This window comes from Paenibacillus sp. LS-5 (genome assembly GCF_056121505.1).
In genome coordinates, this window is record NZ_JBWAVA010000005.1 from 264364 (window position 1) to 283222 (window position 18859).

The window sequence follows — 18859 nt, forward strand, 5'->3', positions numbered from 1 at the left end:
GGCGCACTTAAAAAATCCTCCCCTGACAGGACGGATTTGTAGGCCGGATGTTACTGCACCAGCCTTTATTCTGACCGATCAGCATCCATATGCGACACACAGTTATACAACGCACACGTCCAGCCGTTATCGTCCTTGACAATATGCGATATCGAGGTATTTTTCAGCAGCACAGTTACATCGAGTTCTGGAACCAGTCTTCTCAGCGTGCTGCGCAAAATGGCGCCATGACTGACCACCAGGATCTTTTTGCCGGGATGCCTTGCCGCAATTTCTTCAATGGCCCTGCTGCCCCTCTCCTGGCCGGAATCGTCGCTCTCCAGCTTCATATCCATATTCCTCCAACCACTTCCCCAGCGCTGCACACGTTCATTTTCTGTGGTGCCCTCGATCAGACCACCGTTCATCTCCCGAATCCCCGGGACCAGCCCTGTGATTGGAATCCCAAGCCGCTCCGAGATCACCTCCGCTGTCTGCACCGCTCTCAGCAGGTCGCTTGAATAAAGATAATCCCATTCCTCCCCGCAGAGACGCGCGGCAATGGCCGCTGCCTGACGCAGCCCTTCCTCATCCAGCGGATTATTGGTATGTCCCTGTATCCGGCCTTCTTTATTCCACAATGTGCTGCCATGCCGAATCAAGCCTATGGTTGTCATTATGCTACCTGCCTTTATTTAAGTATGAAGGTTCCTGAACCATTCTGTAGATTATAAACCATCGCTGCAGAAGATGCATAACGCTCCCACCAGAATCTTATACAAGATACATGAATAATGGAGTGGAAATAATTGACGCTACTGTTACACGGCTATATGATAATATGGGCACGTTTGCTGGCATGCTGGCATTCACGCCCTTTTCCATCCTGCCTGCTCCAAGAGGCGGCTTCCGTTGCTCTGCAACGGATGTGTATTTTAATTCAAAGGAGATTACTGTTTATTATGAAAAAGCTGTACGTACTATCGCTTACCCTCATCATCTTGCTCTCAGCACTAACCTCTCTACCCGCCAACACAGCCGCTGCTGCGGCACCCAAAACCGCTGTCTATGTGGACAAAAACAATCACTCTTTCATCCCGCTGCGCTTCCTGAACGGTTTTGCCGGCATTCAGGCAGTGGTTGGCGGCCAAACCGGGAAAGATATCACCATCTCCAAAGACGGGGTATCCGTAGTTCTGGCATCCGGACAAGCGGCCGCCACCGTAGATGGCAAGTCCGTACCGCTAACTGAGCGGCCTTTCAGCAGCAATGGGACCACCTATGTTCCCCTGTCCCTCATTAGTCAAACTCTCGGTATCCAAATGACATGGAGCAGAACCGCTGCCTCTCTTACGCTTGCAGCAGATGAGACCTCTGCCACATTGCCTGTATTATCCGGCAATCTGATCTCGGCTGGCTCTCCGGCAGTAGCAAGCTCCACACAGACCTACAGGGTAGGCGGCAGATCCTTTACAGTACAAATGGTGACTGTGTCCCTGCTGCATCCCGCTCTCAAGCTGGATGTTGTTCTTGCAGGCAACACCATAGGCAAGACAGAAGCGCTCGGCAGCATCGCCAAGCGCAGTGGGGCTGTCGCCGCCATAAACGGTACATATTTCAATGCCTATGCCGACGGGGCCTACAAGGTTCCTTATGGATATATTATCAGCGGCGGGAAAATGCTCAAGAACAGCCCGGCTGACAAGCGGACCGTATTCACTTATGACAACAACCTTCTGGCCGAGATGATCCCTGGCAGCGAATTCATGGATCACTTCAATTCCGGGAGGGTTACAGGCGCAATCCAGGCTGGTCCACGACTGCTCGTAAACGGCAAAGTGGCCCTGAATGTGGCTGGTGAAGGCTTCAAAGACCCTAAAATATTGACGGGCGGCGGCTCTCGCAGCGCGCTCGGGCTGACCCAAGACCATAAGCTGATCCTGCTGACCTCCGGCGGGGCAACCATTCCCCAGCTCGCCCAGATCATGAAGCAGGCCGGGGCGTATCAGGCGATGAACCTGGATGGCGGGGCTTCCAGCGGACTGTTCTATGGCGGCAAATATTTGACTACGCCTGGGCGGCTGATTAGCAACGCCCTTGTGGTCAAAACCAAATAATCTAATTTCATAAACCTCCATGCACCGGTCTTCGGATCGGATGCCATGGAGGTTTTGTAGTTTTTTTGCAAGATTTTCCCTGAACATGTTACTGTATATGGCATAAAGGGAGGGAGCTCATGGAAACCATTCTGATTGTTGAGGATGACGCCAAGCTGGCAGACCTGCTGGGGGCGTATCTTTCGAAATATGATTTTCGCATAGTAGCTGTTGAAGATTTCAACCGAGTGCTTGAGACCTTTGAGCAAGCTGAGCCAAGCCTGGTGCTGCTGGATGTCAACCTGCCCAAATATGACGGTTTCTATTGGTGCCGGCAGCTGCGCAAGTCCTCGCTGTGCCCGATCCTGTTCATCTCGGCACGTGAGAGCGGAATGGATCAGGTAATGGCTCTGGAGAACGGCGGCGACGATTATATCACCAAGCCCTTTCAGTACGAGGTGGTGCTGGCCAAAATCCGCAGCCATCTGCGCAGGGCCTACGGCTCGTATGCCCAGAATCAGAATGAGCGCAAGCTGCAGGCGGGTGGGCTTACGCTTTTACCGGAAAGGTATGTCATTCAATACGCCGGACAGTCTGCAGAGCTTACCCAAAAGGAGGCCATTCTGCTGGAAGCGTTGCTGCAGCGGGAAGGCCGGGTCGTCAGCCGGGAGCGGCTGCTGGATCTAATGTGGGAGGATCAGCATTTCATTGATGACAATACACTTAACGTCTATATTACGCGGGTACGGCGGAAGCTCAAGGATCTGGGGCTTGATGAAATCGTGGAAACGGTGAGAGGTGCAGGCTACCGGCTGAGCACTTCAGGAGAACCATTGTGAGGCTTTTTATGAAAGACCAGGTTCCCCTGCTGCTCTTCTATCTGCTGCAGATGATCCTCGTACCGTCTCTGTACTATCTGTCCGGCGAATCCAGGCCTCTGTCTATAATTCTGTATGGAATGTCGCTCAGCGCTGCGATTCTTCTCGTCTATCTGCTGTACAGATATATCCAGCATCACAAGATGTACATCCGTCTGGAACAGCATGCCTCCGCCACCGGGGAGCTTCCCGCCCCGCTGGATGATGCGCCGCTGCCCGAAGCCGTAAGCGAACTGCTCCAGGTTACCCACCGCCATTATCAGGAACAGCTGCAGACCCATATCAGCCGGATGGATCAGCATATCGTATTTATCAACCGCTGGGTACACCAGATGAAGACTCCGCTGTCCGTTATCCAGCTTACTCTGCAGGAGCTCGACGATGAGGCGGCAAACAGCATTCAGGAAGAGCTGGAGCGGCTTCGCAAGGGGCTGGAAATGGTGATTTATACCTCCCGTCTGGAACGGTTTGAAGATGATTTCCAGGTTCAATACCTTCAGCTGCGCAGAATCGTCAGTGAAACAGTCGCCGAGAACCGCAGGCTGTTCATCCGCAGGGGAATCAAGGCAGACATCCGGGTAAATGAAGGCTTGTCTGTCTACAGTGATCCCAAGTGGCTGATGTTCGTACTGACACAGATTCTGGTGAATGCCGTAAATTATACTTCCGGTTCGGGCAAAACCGTTACATTCACCGCACAAAGCGACGATAAGGATACAGTGCTCAAGATTACCGATCAGGGTATCGGCATCTCTCCTGAAGATCTGAAAAGGGTATTCAATCCTTATTTCACGGGTGAACGCGGACGGCAGTATCATGAATCGACAGGCATGGGCCTGTATCTGGTCCGTGAGATTTGCGGCCGTCTCGGCCACAAGGTCAGCCTGGAGTCCTCGCCCGGAACGGGAACCACGGTATGTATTACGTTTAGCGGAACGGCCAGATTGAAAGAGTAGTTACAGAGAGTACATCTCATATCTTCGAACAAAAGCTCCGTCCACAGCCATCACGGCTATGGACGGAGCTTTTGTTGTACCGCAGACGCTAAGGACAGTGTGCGCATACAGGCAGAATAAGGAATTGAGAACCCGGGGATAATAACGCCAAAGAATCCAGATTCCAGCAGAATGGAGGTGTTACGATGACAACCAAACCTAAGCCGGCCCGCAAGAATGCCAGTGATCCCGTAGAAAACTCCGTTCCCGCGCCGCTTCCTCTGGATCCCTCACTGGAGGTGAACCTCCAGGAGCTGGACCAACGGATCGGCCAAAGCTCAGATGTCATCGTCCGCAGATTCATTAATGAGTCTTTAAGCTCACTTTCGCTGGCTTTTGTGTACATTGACGGCTTGGTCAACGCCGATGTAGTGAATCAGACCGTACTTCAGCCTTTGCTGGAAACGGTCACGCTAAAGAGCGAGTCCATCACCGCCACAGAGGCTTACCGTATGATCAAGGATCAAATACTGCCCATTGGCGGGGTCAAAGAGGGCAAAACACTTGGAACGCTCCTATCCATGCTCTTCGATGGTTATACTCTCATCCTGTTCGACGGGCTCCAGATGGCGCTGGCCGCCGATACCTCCGGCTGGGAGAAGCGCAGTATCAATGAGCCGACCTCTCAGGGCGTCATCCGGGGTCCCAAGGAGGGCTTTACTGAAAGCCTGCGGACAGGCACCTCTATGCTGCGGCGCAGACTCAAGACCTCAGATCTGCGTATCGAGGAGTATAAAATCGGCCGGCGCACCCAGACCGGAGTAGCTCTGGTCTATTTGGAGGGAATCGCCAGCGGGCAGGTGCTGGAAGAAGTTCGGCGCCGCCTGAATGCGATTAATACGGACAGTATTCTGGAGAGCAACTACATTGAAGAGTTCATCCAGGACGGCGGTCTGACACCCTTTCCGACGATCCAGAACACGGAGCGCCCGGACGCGATGGCCGGAGGTATTCTGGAAGGGCAAATCGGGATTATTATTGACGGCACACCCTTTGCGCTGCTAGCGCCGTCTACATTTTTCAACTTTTTCCAGTCCAGCGAGGACTACTACCAGCGTTATGATATTTCCTCGTTCCTGCGGCTGATCCGCTATGGGGCTTTTTTCGTATCTATGCTGCTGCCTGCTCTGTATATTGCCATTACTACCTTTCATCAGGAGATGCTGCCGACCACCCTGCTGGTCAGCCTCGCTGCCCAGCGGGAGGGGGTCCCGCTGCCGGCACTGGCAGAGGCGCTGCTTATGGAGCTGACCTTCGATGTGCTGCGTGAAGCCGGAGTCCGCATGCCGCGCACCATCGGCCCCGCAATTTCAATCGTAGGCGCCTTGGTGCTGGGACAGGCTGCCGTTCAGGCCGGGCTCGTCTCCGCAGCTATGGTTATTGTGGTTTCTTTTACGGCAATCTCCAACTTTGTGATTCCATCGCTGGCCATCGCCAACTCCATCCGGCTCATCCGTTTTGTGATGATGTTCATCGCTGCTACTCTGGGACTCTTTGGCATCATGTCCTTTCTGATGGTGCTGCTGATTCACTTGGCCGGGCTGCGCTCGTTCGGTGTTCCATACCTGTCACCGGTAGCCCCGATGGTTCCGCGTTACCTTAAGGATATCTTAATCCGTGTTCCACTCTGGAGCATGACGATGCGTCCCAAGACCAATCTTGGTAAGGAAACGCGCAGACAAGGCTCGGACCAGAAGCCACAACCGGCGGAAGGCAAGCGTGGCCAGGTGCAGTCCGGGAAGCCCAAGCCACAAGGGGAGGACTCTGTATGAATGGAAAAGTCGGCACCACCCAGGCAGCTATGCTGATTGTGAATACAATCCTACCCACAGCCACCGTCGTACTGCCCGTGATCATCAGCAACTATGCCGAGCAGGATGCGCCGCTGGCTATTCTGCTGTCCACTTTCTTCGGGCTACTTATCGCAGCTCTTGTCGGCAGCGCCGTCGCCCGTACCCAGGGAGCGCCGTTCCTCCAATGGGTGGGTGAGAAAAGCTCGCCTGTTGCCGCCACGGTCCTCGGTCTCTTGATGCTGCAATTTTACCTGGACACTACCTCGACCATTCTGCGTGAATTCGTCAATTTCCTGAAGGATAATGTGTTGTTCAATACGCCAATCCCGTTACTGTGCACGCTGATCCTGCTCATTACCATCTATATGGTCAGACAAGGTCTGGAAGCCATCGCACGGGTGAACAGCCTTGTGCTGCTGCTCTTTGTCTTTTTTGTGCCACTGTATCTGTTCGGACTGTTCAATGAGATGAATGTGCACCGGCTGCTGCCTATGTTTGATCATTCTCTGACGGAGTTGACGCTCGCCAGTATTACACCAACCACATGGATGTCCGAGGTGGCAGTGCTGCTGTTCCTGACACCTTATCTCCAAAATCCGCAGAAGGCCAGGATCATCGGCTGGACAGGTTTGATGATTGTTGCTGCCCTGATGATGTTTTCCCTGGTTACGACACTTATGCTCTTTGGTCCTGATTTTATCAAACTGAGTGCTTATCCCGGATTCACTGCAGCCAGCATTGTACACCTCGGGAGATTTATCGAGAAGCTCGATATTCTGTTCATTTCCTACTGGGTTCTGTCCATCTACCTGAAGTTTTCAATATTCCTGTTTGCTACCGTAGAGTGCTTCAAGCAGACCTTCAAGACGGGCAGCAGCAGTCCGTTCCTCGGTGCCCTGGGCCTGCTCATCACTCTGGAATGTATGTATACGTGGCAAAGCACAGAGAAATTGAACCTCTATAACAAGGAAGGGCGGTTTCTTGTCTTCTTCCTCTTCAATGTACTCGTACCTTTAGGAGCGGTCGGACTGGACCTGTTCAAGAAGAGCAAACCTAAGCAGAAAGGATGGGACACTTGAATATTCATAAAAAAGGTCTCATTCCCCTGCTGGGCCTTACTCTCTTATCCACGCTGCTGACCAGCTGCTGGGATGCACGGGAGCTGAGTGAGCTTGGCATTACTTCCGGGTCGGCATATGACTGGGAGGATAACCAGTGGAAGGCCACCTACCAGGTCATTAACCCCTCATCCGGATCCAGTGGTATGGGAGGCAGTGCGGGAGGAAGCACCAGTTCGCCTCCGTTTGTCACCTTTACAGTCAAAGGAAAGACCATTATGGAGGCGATTGAAAAAACCAATCTGACAAGCACCCGTGAGATGTTCTTCTCCCATTCCAGAATTACCGTGCTGGGGGAAAGTGTCGCCAGACATGGTGTTAACCAATTGGTCGATATGTTCCTGCGCAAGCAGGATGCCCGGGAGACTGTCTATGTATTTATTACCAAGGGGGAGGCTGGAAGTATACTTAATCAGCTCATGCAGCTGTCCAAAAATCAGGGAGCCGGCATCCAATTGATGATCGAACAGGAATCCCGTCTGCTCTCTTATTATCCAGGCCTGCGGATGTTCGAACTGGCGATGGCCCTATCCTCCGAATCAGGCAGCGCGCTCCTTCCCGAGATCATGCTTACCGGGCAGAAGGTTATGGACGAAACGACAGAAACCGGACGTACAGATCTGCAGACCCGGCTGGCCCTCGGGAGACTGGGTGTGCTGAAAGGAGATAAGCTCATCGGCTGGCTAAGTCAAAAGCAGGCGTTCGGCTTGTCCTTCATGACAGATAAGATTAAAACAGCGACCATAGCCTTCACTTCAAGACCCAAGTCCGGCGAAAACCCGGATGCCTCTTTTATCCTCCAAAAATCCAAAACCATCGTTCATCCCAAGTGGGATCAAGACCATTATGTAATTGATATGGATATCAAAGGCAGCGGTGTGTTAACGGAAGTTGGCAGTGTTATGGATTTGAACGACCGCGCTTCGATTACAGAAATGGAAGCTTCTATTGAACAGCAGGTACTGGAGCTGGTGAACAATTCATGGAAAGAGGTTAGAGCGCTGGGGGCTGATGTTACAGGCTTTGCGGTCAGAATACACCGCAGTGACCGTAAACGCTTCAAGCAGATTAAGAAGGACAAGAACTGGGACAAGACGTTCCAACAGATTGAAATCCGGCCCCATGTTTCGATGAAAATTGAGCGGACAGGGCTCAGCAATAAATCTTTCGAATCTGTGCACGAGAAATAAAGGGGCTTATCTATGAATATAGCTGTAATTCTGGGGCTCTATATCCTAGCGTTCTGGCGGGGCTGCACTATGCTATCAGGAAAGAGGCGCAAGCTGAACAGGCTGTGGTTCGGCTTAATATTGGTTTACTGTGCCTACGTTAATATTTGCGGTATTACCAGAACTCCGCATATTGGTGTGTCCAGCCTGTACACCTCTTTCTTCCAGCCTACGGGCAGAGCAATTATCAAATGGTTAGGAGGTTGAATCCTGTCATGCAAAAAAAGGAACAGGTGTCTGCCCTGCAAATCTCATTCATGATCATGCTGTTTGAGATCGGCAGCACGCCGCTGTTTCTGCTTGGAGGCAAGGCCAAGCAAGATTCCTGGCTCGCTATGTGCACCGGCTCGATAGCCGGCTTTATTCTGCTTATGCTTTTGATATGGATTCAGCAACGTTCGCCGAATACAGACCTTATCGGCATGCTTACCTTCCATTTCGGTCGTTATGCAGGTTATATAATCGGGGGAACCTACAGCCTCTATTTCGCCTATGAGGCGATGCGCAATGTACGTGACTTGGGTGAACTAACGGCGCTTACCATGCTGCCGAGATCACCCATGTCCATGACGATGCTGATATTTGTCGGGATTGCCATTTATGCTATCTGGAAAGGGGCCGAGGTGATGTTCCGCCTGCCGGAGGTTCTGCTGCCGATGGTACTGTTCTTCTATCTCTTGCTAGTTCTGTTGCTCGGAATCATGGGCTCCCTGGATTTCAATCGTCTGGCACCTGTCTTCGAGAATGGATTCAAGCCGATTGCAGACGCCGCGCTTCCCGAAATCGTCTCTTTCCCCTTCGGGCAGATGATTGTATTCCTGATGCTGTGGTCCTTATGGGACAAGCCGGGGGTTCCCGTGAAAAACACTTTGACAGCCTATCTTCTGATCAGTATATTTCTGATCTTCATGAACGCCTTGAATGTAGCCGTCCTGGGACCTACAGTTGCAGGAATCAGCCAATTGCCCTTTTTACAAACGGTACGCACCTTGTCCAGTCTGAAGTTCATCGAACGTCTGGATATTCTGGTGACCATCCAGCTCTTCGTCGGCCTGCTGATTAAGATGATGCTTTTCTTCTTCTGTTCGGTGAAGGCAGTCGCGGAGCTGACTGGAAAACCGGCTAAATGGTGGGTGTTCCCCGTAGGTGCGGTCATTTATGGTGCTTCCTTCCTGGAGAGGGATTACACGCAGCATATTGCGATTGGCCTAGGACCCAGCCTTAAGGTCGACCCTGTATTCCAGGTAGCCATCCCTCTCCTGCTGGCTCTTTCCATCCTGCTGCGCAGCAGATTTGCCCGCTCCCCCTCTTAAAGTACGAACATAACCTTAACCGGACTGTAAGGGTACATTAAGGTAAACCCATAGCTTACTGGAAGTCCATCCTGTACACTCGGAAACAGAGGCGAAACATTAAGCACAGCCGCATCCTGAAGACTGGGATGACACTCATGTTTCCGGCAGGAAGGAATGGAATAGAATGAATGTACTCGAAGTAACCGCACTGAATAAAGTGTATCCGGGCAAGGTCAATACCCAGGCCCTCACCGATATTCATCTCAGCATGGAGCAAGGCGAGTTCGTCGGCATAATGGGACCCTCGGGCAGCGGAAAAACAACACTGCTCAACATGGTTTCGACGATTGACCAGCCCACTTCAGGTCTTGTCAAGATCGGAGGAAACAATCCTTATCTTATGAATAAAAAGGAACTGGCCTTGTTCCGCCGCAGGCAGCTGGGCTTTATCTTTCAGGATTTCAATCTTCTGGAGACATTAACCGTAGCCGAGAATATCGTACTCCCCTTGACCCTCGACAACCGCAAACTGACCGAGATGGACTCGCTGCTACTCAAGGTTGCCGACCGGCTGAATATCAAGGATATTCTGCATAAGCGGACCTATGAAATCTCCGGCGGACAACGTCAGCGAACAGCTATCGCCCGGGCTATGATCACTTCCCCCGCAATGATCCTGGCCGATGAGCCTACTGGGGCGCTGGATTCCCAATCATCTCGGATTGTGATGGAGTCGCTGGAAGACATCAACCGTAAGGAAGGCACGACACTGATGCTGGTCACACATGACCCGCTGGCGGCCAGCTACTGCAACCGCATCGTCTTTATCAAGGACGGCAAGCTGGCAGCGGAAATCCACCGCGGAGACAACCGCCAGGCCTTCTTCCAGAAGATTATCGACACACTTTCATTCTGGGGAGGGAATTCGCATGAGCTTTCCTCAATTCGCGTTTAACAACGTTCGGCGCAATATGCGCGCTTACATGGCCTTTTTTCTCAGCAGTTCTTTCATGGTCATGATCTTTTTCTCTTATTCGGTGTTTATGTACCACCCTGGCGTTACGTCTGTGAAGATGGGCGCGAGTTCGGCTGCCGGGATGAAGATCGCTTCATACATTGTGTTCGTCTTTGCTTTTTTCTTCGTACTATATTCGATTAGCGCCTTTCTTAAACTGCGGAACCAGGAATTCGGAATTCTGATGATCCTGGGTGCACGTCCGGGGCAGATTAACCGGCTGATTCTACTGGAAAATATGCTGATCGGCCTGCTGTCCATCGTAACCGGGATGGCCGCCGGGATGCTGCTGTCGAAGCTGTTTCTGCTGCTCAGCACCACCGCAATAGGGGTGGACAATCTGCCGTTTTATTGGCCGGTGAAGGCGCTCATCACGACCTCGGCTGCTTTTGTTGCCCTGTTCCTGGCCAATTCCGTGTTCACACTGCTGTTCATCCGCAAAAACCAGGTCCTTGAGCTGCTGAAGGGCACCGTGAAGCCCAAAAAAGAACCCAAGGCCTCCTGGCTGCTATCGTTCCTAGGGGTGGCCCTCCTATCCGCCGGTGCCTACGCCATCTGGAGCCCCCTATCCCCTATATCTCTGCTGGCAGCCGCTGTTACAGGGATTCCCGGCACCTATTTCTTCTATTCGCAGCTGTCGGTGCTGGGGATGCGCCTGCTGAAGCTAAGCCGCAAACGGGTATGGCGGGGAACCCGTCTGCTGTGGATATCGGAGATGAGCTATAAGATCAAGGACAACGCCCGGATGCTGTTTATGGTCACAGTTGTTACCTCTTTGGCTTGTATGGCTGCGAGTCTACTGCTGTCCATGAGCCAGGCCAACCGGACAAGTTATATGAACAGCCCGTTTGCCATTGATTACACCATTTATAAAGATACAGCCGCTATCACTGACTCCGGGCTACAGAAGATCCGCAGCACGCTGGATAAAGCCGGAATCGAGTATACCGAGAACAAGGTTGAATTCGTCCGCAGCTCCATCATGGAAATAGGCAATAATAAGTCCAACAGCGTTCAACTTCTTCCCCTCTTCCGCTATAACGAGCTCGCCGGGCAGATCAGATCTGCAGGGCTGCCTCCTCTAACGGATGGGGAAGCGGTGCTGATTATTAATCCCCAATACGATAACTATGATTATGAGCCGGGCCAGAATGTGGTAGTATCTGGACCGAATAGACAGACGTTAACCTTGAAGCAGGTACAGAAGCCAAAGGCGATGCCATTCGGTCTATATGATTCACCTGTATTAATTGTGAGTGAAGGGTTCTATAAGCAATCAGCAGCTTCTTCCGGCAGCTCCTCCCGGATAGAGAACTATTACTATTCCGTCCCGGCATGGGGTGAGGCTGTGCCGCAGTCCGATGAACTGGAGTCAGTCCTTTCAAGTGAACTGGTGAAGTGGAGTCAGGACCGGAACCATGCGAATGACAACTGGGATACCTCAATCCTTACCCGGGCAGACAGCTATATGGCTACGAAGCAGGGGACATCCATGCTCAGCTTCATCGGGGTCTTCATCGCGCTGATCTTCTCGCTCTCGTCTGCGAGCTTCCTCTATTTCAAGCTCCATACTGAGCTGAATTCAGATATGCGAATGTACCATTCCTTATCCAAAATCGGCCTGAGCGTCAAAGAAATGTCGTCTTCCGCAACCCGGCAAATCGCTCTGCTGTTCTACATTCCTATTGTGATCGCTGCGGTGCAGACGCTGGTAGTGATCCGCCCGATACTGGATCAGATCCACATCCAGAATGTCACTGTTCCGGTTGTGATTACGACCGCAGCCTTTTTAGCTGTGCAAACTGTTTATTTTATTATTGTCAGATCCCGCTATATTCACAGTCTGAAGAAAATGATGGTGTAATCAGGCATTGGTTGGACGACAGGCAGTTCTACATGTACACTGGCTATATTAAAGCAGTCAAGGGTACAAGGGGGTTCCAAGGCTCATGTCCAAAGCCGATTATATGTTGTCCATTCTATGGATGCTGCAGCAGCGCAAGCGAACGGCTGCCGAGCTGGCCGAAGAGCTGGAGCTGAGTGTCCGCTCGGTCTACCGCTATATTGATGCCCTCTGTGCCAGCGGTGTCCCCGTAATCGCCGATTCCGGTCCAAGAGGCGGTTATAGTCTCCCCGAGCATTTCAGTTCAGCTCCACTGTTCTTCGACGCCGGGGAACGGCGGGCGCTAGTCCACGCCTCAGCCTTCGCACGGGGAAGTGGATATCCTTACGAGCAAGCGCTGGATGCAGCGATCACCAAGCTTAAACGTTACAGCAATGCCGAACAGCTGTCGCACATGGAGCGTCATGAGACTGGGTTGGAGACGCTGCATGCACCGGCCGCTCCGCTTGCGCAGCTGCTGGAAGAACTGGAGGCTTGTACAGCGGACAGCCTTAGGGTGGAGATGGATTACCGCAAAGGCAGCGGCTCTCCCTCCTCCTCTCGTAATATAGATCCATACGGACTGGTGCTGTGGAAAGGCCAATGGTATCTGGCCGGATTCTGCCACCAGCGTCAGGAAATCCGCAGCTTCCGGGTGGACCGTATCACTGGCGTGCGGAGGACAGGAGAAAGGTTCCTCCGCCCCGCCGGATTCTCGGCACGTGAGTTCCTGCTACAGAGCCTTCTGCCCGGCCATGACAATCCGGCAAAGCTGACTACAGTGGTCATAGCCGCCGCAGAGGAAGTATTAAATGACCTTTGCAGCCACTGGCTGTTCGGTCATACGCTGGAGCAGCGCAGTGCAGATACAGCGAAATTTCTGCTGGATGAGGCTACTCTCTACAGCTACGCCCCTTACTTTCTGCTGCCCTACGGCAAAGCACTGTCCATCCTGGAGCCTGCTGCCTTGAAGCAGAAGCTCGCAGCGGTGACAGCAGAGCTGGCGGTATATTATTCAACCTAGAACGCGACTTGAGAATGTCAGGCTCATCATGGCGGAATGCCTTGTTATACAAATCGGTTCCACTAATATCGTAGTCCATTCTCCAGTTCATCTTACCCACAGTATTTTTCTAAGGATCACTGACCGTATCTGTCAGTGATCCTTTTGTATAGTGGAGACAAGGTTACGGTTAGTTAAGAATATACTTTCAGGGAGGAACGATTGGAATGAACGAATTGAAATATGAATTTTATATTGCCGGCACCCCGGCGAAGGTGTGGGACACGCTGGTTTCACCCGGGCAAGTCAAGCAGATCTATTATGGGTCTGTGATCCGCTCCACCTTCAACCCTGGTGAGCTGCTGGAATACGTGGGTCCCGGAGCAGAAGGTGACGAGACGATCCATGTATTCGGAACGGTGCTGGAATACATCCCGGAGAAAGTATTAAGCTTCACACACCAGGTAGGTCCTTCCTATCTTAAAGACCGGGAAAACTACGAATCCCGTATCTCCTGGCGGCTGGAGGCGACTGGCGGCTGCACCCGGCTGACACTCATTCACGATAACTGGCATCCGGACGATCCTGCTTATGCAGCCAGCGACAGCGCCTGGTGGCATATTCTGAGCAATATCAAAACCCTGGTTGAGACCGGACGGACTCTCGACTTTGGAAGCTTCGAGTAAAAAATAACCGTTCAGAGTCCCACAGACCGCTAAGCTTCGTCTTAGGCATGATGGAAGTAGTCCTTAACCTAAACGCCCAGCAACCTGCCATCGGCTAGGTTACTGGGCGTTTAGCGCGTTTAGGGCGTTCTGGCCGCGGCCCGCTCAACAACGGCATTTCTCTGCAATTTTTCTTTCCCTAGGGAAACTTTTTTGTTGCAGGGACAAATTTATTTACGTATACTACTATTGTGGCACACTACAAGAATCTATCCCTAGCGCACAATATATAATTTTATCTGAATATGAAATGAAAGAAGGGGAAATTATGGCTGGAGCTCTTATACCATTGTCTGAGGCGGTGAACGGCAGCAAGCTGGTGATCAGCGGCATCGAAGTGCAGGGGGTGTTGCGGAGAAGGCTGCTGGATCTCGGCTTTGTCATCGGCAACGCAGTTGAGGTGCTGCGGCGCAGCCCTCTGGGTGACCCTACCGCATTCCGGGTGAGCAATACAACGATTGCGCTGCGGCGCGAAGAAAGTGCATTAATCTACGGAACTTTGATCGGAGGCGGAGAAGAATGAGTCTATTTACTGTAGCTTTTGCCGGGAACCCCAATACGGGTAAAAGCACGCTGTTCAATCTTCTGACCGGACTGCGTCAGCACACTGGCAACTGGGCAGGCAAAACCGTTATAACAGCCGAAGGCGAATTCACCCACAACCACCACACCTACCGTGCAGTCGATCTTCCAGGCACCTATTCGCTGTACTCCAATTCCGCCGACGAAGAGGCAGCCAGAGACTACATCATTTTCGGGGAACCGGATGTGACACTCGTAGTTCTGGACGCAACTTCGCTGGAGCGCAATCTCAACTTAGCGCTGCAGGTGCTGGAGATTACCGGGAGGGCCGTGATCTGCATCAACCTGATCGATGAAGCCCGCAGACTGGGCATCGACATCAATCTGAAGTCAATCTCGAAGCGGCTGGGGGTTCCGGTCGTAGCCATTTCCGCCAGGGGCAAAATCGGCATCGGCCCTCTTCTGGATCAGATTGAACGTGTCGCTACGGGTGCTTTCACGGCACAGCCGCTTCGCATCAGATATAGTGAGGACATTGAACAGGGTATTACCGAGCTCATCCCCATGATTGAGCAGGCCATCGGTACAAAATATCCGGCGCGCTGGATTGCCCTCAGGCTGCTGGACGGTGATGACAGCCTCCTCACTTCACTTAAAGCCCATATGGGACGCAAAAATAGTTACGTAGCAAAGGAGGTTGTGCCCCATGGAGTCACCGCCTGTCATTAAAGGAACGGATGCCATGGATTCCCTCCTGTCTATCGCGAAGAAGCTGGCGGACAAAGGGGCAATCCGTGACGATATTGTCAGTGGAATCTACGGGGTGTCGGCAGGTATTTGCCACGACTCTGTTACCTACAACGATCAGAAGAAACTTGCAAGCACCTATAAGCTGGATCATATCGTCACCTCCAAAATCTGGGGTTTCCCCATTATGCTCGCCGCCCTCGGCCTGGTGTTCTGGATTACGATTGCAGGTGCCAACTATCCTTCAGGATGGCTCGCTTCCTTCTTTGGCTGGATTGAAGGCTATTTGACGGCGGGATTCGAGGCGGTAAATGCACCAGCTTGGCTGCATGGGGTACTCGTGCTTGGACTGTACCGCGGAACCTCCTGGGTAATCAGCGTCATGCTGCCGCCCATGATGATCTTCTTCCCGGTGTTTGCCCTGCTTGAGAATTTCGGCTATCTGCCGCGCGTGGCGTTCAACATGGACCGGTTATTCAAAAAATCCGGCGGTCACGGCAAGCAGGCTCTGACCATGTCGATGGGCTTCGGCTGCAACGCTGCCGCCATTCTCTCCACCCGCATTATCGAATCCCCCAGGGAGCGGATGCTGGCCATTCTGACCAATAACTTTGTACCCTGTAACGGACGCTGGCCGACGCTGATTCTGCTCTCTTCCCTGTTCATGGTAGGAGGTGCCGCAACAGGCGCACTGCACACTTTATCAACAGCACTGGTGCTGATGGGTATTGTCCTGATCGGGATCACTGTCACCTTGAGCGTCTCCTGGGTCATGTCAAAGACTGCGCTGCGCGGAGTACCCACCCACTATACTCTGGAGCTTCCTCCGTACCGCCGTCCACAAATATGGAAAACCATACTGATCTCCTCCAAAGAGAAATCACTGAACGTGCTAACCCGTGCCATCGTCGTCGCTGCACCGGCGGGAATCATCACCTGGATTCTGGGAAATGTGATGGTCGGAGGTGACAGCGTACTTAACCACATGGCTGCTTTTTTTGATCCCTTTGCACATTTGCTCGGTCTGGACGGCTTCATTATTATGGCTTTCATCCTGGGACTGCCGGCCAATGAAATCGTGCTGCCGATCCTGCTTATGGGATATATGTCCTCAGGCGCGATGGTCGATATCGATGGCCTCGCCGGTATCAAGGATATATTCCTGAGTCATGGCTGGACCTGGCTGACCGCGCTGAATATGATGCTCTTCTCTCTGCTTCACTATCCATGCGGTACCACACTTATCAATATTTACAAAGAAACCCGCAGTATGAAATGGGCTGTCCTCTCTGCCGTCATCCCGCTTGGAATCGCGATTGCGGTAACCTTTACCGTTGCCCAGGCCGCCCGGTTGTTCGGCTGGGTTTGACGCAAAAACTCCTTCACAGATGTAACCGTGAAGGAGTTTTTATATGAACATGATGCAATCAATAGTTTACTTGGCAGCCTTGGCAGCAGCTAGAATAGCTTTCAGGTAGCCTTGGGTATCGACAAGAGTAGCTCCGCTTACAGCGTCAACCATTTGCTCTTTGCTCTTTGCAGCCAGTGAAGCTTCAAGTGACTTGATCGTTCTGCCTGTTGCATATTTCTCAATGGCAGCCATATTCTTGTCATAGGAAACTGTTGATTTGGCTTCTTCTTTCATATGTTCGCTATAGTATTTGGCATTTGCTTTCTTGGAAGCCAGGACCATTGCAGGATCTTTATAGTTCTGTCCAAAATCCTTATCTGAGTTAGGTACTCCTGTTGCAACATCAGCACCCAGGAATTGATAGTCATCCAGCGAAGCGGCTACGATTACACCATTTTGGACTACGGCAACTGCCACCGTGAAGCATTTCGTACCATGAGCGGCAGCTTCTACCCGGCCAACCTTAAGCGGTGCACTTGCGGCAGAAGATACACTGTTCAGGGCGCCGCTGTTTCCTACGCCTACCACAGCCAGCGAGATGCCGGCTACCAGCAATAATTTTGTTACCTTTTTCACAACCATTCCCCCAGTCAATATGATTAAAACGCTTACATTTTATTATTATCAATATCTAGCAATTCAGTCAGTTACAAATGTTACTAGAAAAATGTAAATACATGGAACCCATGCAAATGGGCTCTGGATAGAATGCTTAACTCAAAAGAAAAAAGCTAGCCGGAAATCCGGCCAGCTTCTCTATTGCAAAGGGACTAGCTTCCTCTGCGATTTATTTCTTCACCTTAAAACCATAAGCCTGCATCATCTTATCGAACACCGCTGTGTTCTCGAAGACTCCTGTGAAGAGCTGGGCGTTCTTACCCATCGCTGTTACCGGAATATCAACCGCTGTATGGCCTGAGGTTGTCCAGTCCACCACAAAGCTTTCTTTGGAATTAGCGATTGCGAACGGGCCGTCTTCTTTGGAGATGCCGTCACCTGTCTCATCGTCTGCATCGACAGATTCGATGGAAAGCCCTCCGGTTTCATGGTCAGCCAGCACCAATACCAGCGTGTCCGGGTTCTTTTTGGCAAAATCCTTAGCCACCCGCACAGATGCATCCAGTGCCTGTCCGGATTTAATCGTCATTTTGGCATTGTTTTTGTGACCGAATTCATCCGTACCTTCTTCCTCCACCATCAGGAAAAAGCCTTTCTTATTCGCGGACAGGGTGTCGATCGCTTTCTGGGTCATTTCCGGCAGGGAGACTACAGGGTTGTAGATATCCCCTTGGCCCTCCTCATTCTGCTGGAACATCTCCTCGTTGGCGAACAACCCGAGCAGCTTGCCGTTCTTGGCCTGCTTCAAGCCGTCTTTGGTCGATACATAATTATAACCCAGCTGTTTCGCTTTGGTGATCAGATTGCCCTGGGTTCCTTTGCTCTTCTCCGAAGGATCTTCTGCCGGAGCATCCGGGAACTTGCCTGCTTCGCCGGCCGGATACCAGAAGTCCTCACCACCGCCGAGCAGAACGTCCACTTTACTCGAGGTCAGGAGCTGCAGTGCGATGTCGCTTTGCTTCTTACGGTCATCCACGTGTGCGCCAAAAGCTGCACCCGTAGCATCCGTAATCTGGCTGGTGGTTACCACGCCTGTGGACATGCCCGCATCTTTAGCGTATTCCGCAATGGTTTTAACTGATTTCTTGTTGGCATCCATACCGATGGCGCCATTATATGTCTTCACTCCGCTGGCATAAGCTGTGGCGGATGCAGCTGAATCTGTAACCGGTACGGTAGAGCTTGTATGTACCAGACCCGCGTAGGGCATATCATCCATGGCCAATTTCCCGTTTTCGCCTACGGTCGCCAGCCGGATCGCATTACGCGCCGCTGCCCCCATGCCGTCGCCGACAAAAAGAATGACATTCTTCGTCTTTGAGGAAGCCGCCTCTGCCGGTTTGGAAGGCTGTGCAACCACTACACTAGTAGCCAAAAGCGCCCCAGCTGCAGTTACGGTAAGAGCAGTCTTGAATCTATTCTTTTTCTGAGAATTCATATATACCCTCCTTAAGGTTAATTACTACCTCATACTAGAGCACATATGTTAAGGGGATATTTTATCAATATCGGATTAATGTAAAACGTTGCTAAATCCATTCAGTAATTGTAAA

At 51.9% G+C, this 18859-nt stretch carries 17 protein-coding genes; 14 read left to right on the top strand and 3 right to left on the bottom strand.

Annotation, left to right across the window (positions count from 1 at the left end; translation table 11 throughout):
* Positions 1-65: 65 nt before the first annotated feature.
* A complete protein-coding gene (locus tag AC0MA3_RS10820; protein ID WP_474656164.1) occupies positions 66-656 on the bottom strand; it encodes a histidine phosphatase family protein in 591 nt (196 codons plus the stop codon).
* 285 nt (positions 657-941) lie between these two features.
* On the opposite strand from AC0MA3_RS10820, the gene AC0MA3_RS10825 reads away from it, so the two are divergent.
* From AC0MA3_RS10825 to AC0MA3_RS10890, 14 genes are all read left to right on the top strand, one after another.
* Entirely contained in the window at positions 942-2096 is a 1155-nt protein-coding gene (locus AC0MA3_RS10825) for a phosphodiester glycosidase family protein (protein ID WP_474656165.1), read from the top strand.
* 119 nt (positions 2097-2215) lie between these two features.
* Positions 2216-2914 carry a response regulator transcription factor gene (locus tag AC0MA3_RS10830; RefSeq protein ID WP_474656166.1) on the top strand — a complete coding sequence of 233 codons (699 nt, stop codon included), beginning with the start codon at positions 2216-2218 and terminating at the stop codon, positions 2912-2914.
* Complete coding sequence (locus AC0MA3_RS10835; protein WP_474656167.1) at positions 2911-3909, top strand: sensor histidine kinase; 999 nt, start codon at positions 2911-2913, stop codon at positions 3907-3909. Before AC0MA3_RS10830 ends, AC0MA3_RS10835 begins: the two co-directional genes overlap by 4 nt.
* A 185-nt stretch (positions 3910-4094) precedes the next feature.
* The gene (locus tag AC0MA3_RS10840) at positions 4095-5720 is read left to right on the top strand and encodes a spore germination protein (protein WP_474656168.1); all 1626 of its coding nucleotides are present in this window, start codon (positions 4095-4097) and stop codon (positions 5718-5720) included.
* Positions 5717-6820, top strand: coding sequence for a GerAB/ArcD/ProY family transporter (locus AC0MA3_RS10845; RefSeq protein WP_474656169.1), 1104 nt, complete (start codon positions 5717-5719; stop codon positions 6818-6820). The genes AC0MA3_RS10840 and AC0MA3_RS10845 overlap by 4 nt, the downstream gene beginning before the upstream one ends.
* The gene (locus AC0MA3_RS10850; RefSeq protein ID WP_379154764.1) at positions 6817-8049 is read left to right on the top strand and encodes a Ger(x)C family spore germination protein; all 1233 of its coding nucleotides are present in this window, start codon (positions 6817-6819) and stop codon (positions 8047-8049) included. Before AC0MA3_RS10845 ends, AC0MA3_RS10850 begins: the two co-directional genes overlap by 4 nt.
* A gap of 254 nt (positions 8050-8303) precedes the next feature.
* Positions 8304-9401, top strand: a complete 1098-nt coding sequence (locus AC0MA3_RS10855; protein ID WP_379154759.1) for a GerAB/ArcD/ProY family transporter — start codon at positions 8304-8306, stop codon at positions 9399-9401.
* Between the two features lie 166 nt (positions 9402-9567).
* Positions 9568-10338, top strand: coding sequence for an ABC transporter ATP-binding protein (locus AC0MA3_RS10860; protein ID WP_474656170.1), 771 nt, complete (start codon positions 9568-9570; stop codon positions 10336-10338).
* Positions 10313-12262: an FtsX-like permease family protein gene (locus tag AC0MA3_RS10865; protein ID WP_474656171.1), complete on the top strand. Its 1950-nt coding sequence runs from the start codon at positions 10313-10315 to the stop codon at positions 12260-12262. Before AC0MA3_RS10860 ends, AC0MA3_RS10865 begins: the two co-directional genes overlap by 26 nt.
* Before the next feature lie 85 nt (positions 12263-12347).
* Complete coding sequence (locus AC0MA3_RS10870; protein WP_379154750.1) at positions 12348-13304, top strand: helix-turn-helix transcriptional regulator; 957 nt, start codon at positions 12348-12350, stop codon at positions 13302-13304.
* A 206-nt stretch (positions 13305-13510) separates the two neighbouring features.
* Positions 13511-13969 (top strand): SRPBCC domain-containing protein, encoded by a 459-nt coding sequence (locus tag AC0MA3_RS10875; RefSeq protein WP_379154746.1) that lies wholly within the window; start codon positions 13511-13513, stop codon positions 13967-13969.
* 307 nt (positions 13970-14276) lie between these two features.
* Entirely contained in the window at positions 14277-14531 is a 255-nt protein-coding gene (locus tag AC0MA3_RS10880) for a FeoA family protein (protein ID WP_474656172.1), read from the top strand.
* Entirely contained in the window at positions 14528-15259 is a 732-nt protein-coding gene (locus tag AC0MA3_RS10885) for a FeoB small GTPase domain-containing protein (RefSeq protein WP_474656173.1), read from the top strand. Before AC0MA3_RS10880 ends, AC0MA3_RS10885 begins: the two co-directional genes overlap by 4 nt.
* On the top strand, positions 15237-16646 hold the full coding sequence (locus AC0MA3_RS10890) for a nucleoside recognition domain-containing protein (RefSeq protein WP_474656174.1): 1410 nt from the start codon (positions 15237-15239) through the stop codon (positions 16644-16646). The genes AC0MA3_RS10885 and AC0MA3_RS10890 overlap by 23 nt, the downstream gene beginning before the upstream one ends.
* Before the next feature lie 66 nt (positions 16647-16712).
* On the opposite strand, the gene AC0MA3_RS10895 is transcribed toward AC0MA3_RS10890, so the two are convergent.
* On the bottom strand, positions 16713-17264 hold the full coding sequence (locus AC0MA3_RS10895; RefSeq protein ID WP_379154735.1) for a hypothetical protein: 552 nt from the start codon (positions 17262-17264) through the stop codon (positions 16713-16715).
* 211 nt (positions 17265-17475) lie between these two features.
* A complete protein-coding gene (locus AC0MA3_RS10900) occupies positions 17476-18744 on the bottom strand; it encodes an alkaline phosphatase (protein WP_474656175.1) in 1269 nt (422 codons plus the stop codon).
* Positions 18745-18859 lie beyond the last annotated feature (115 nt).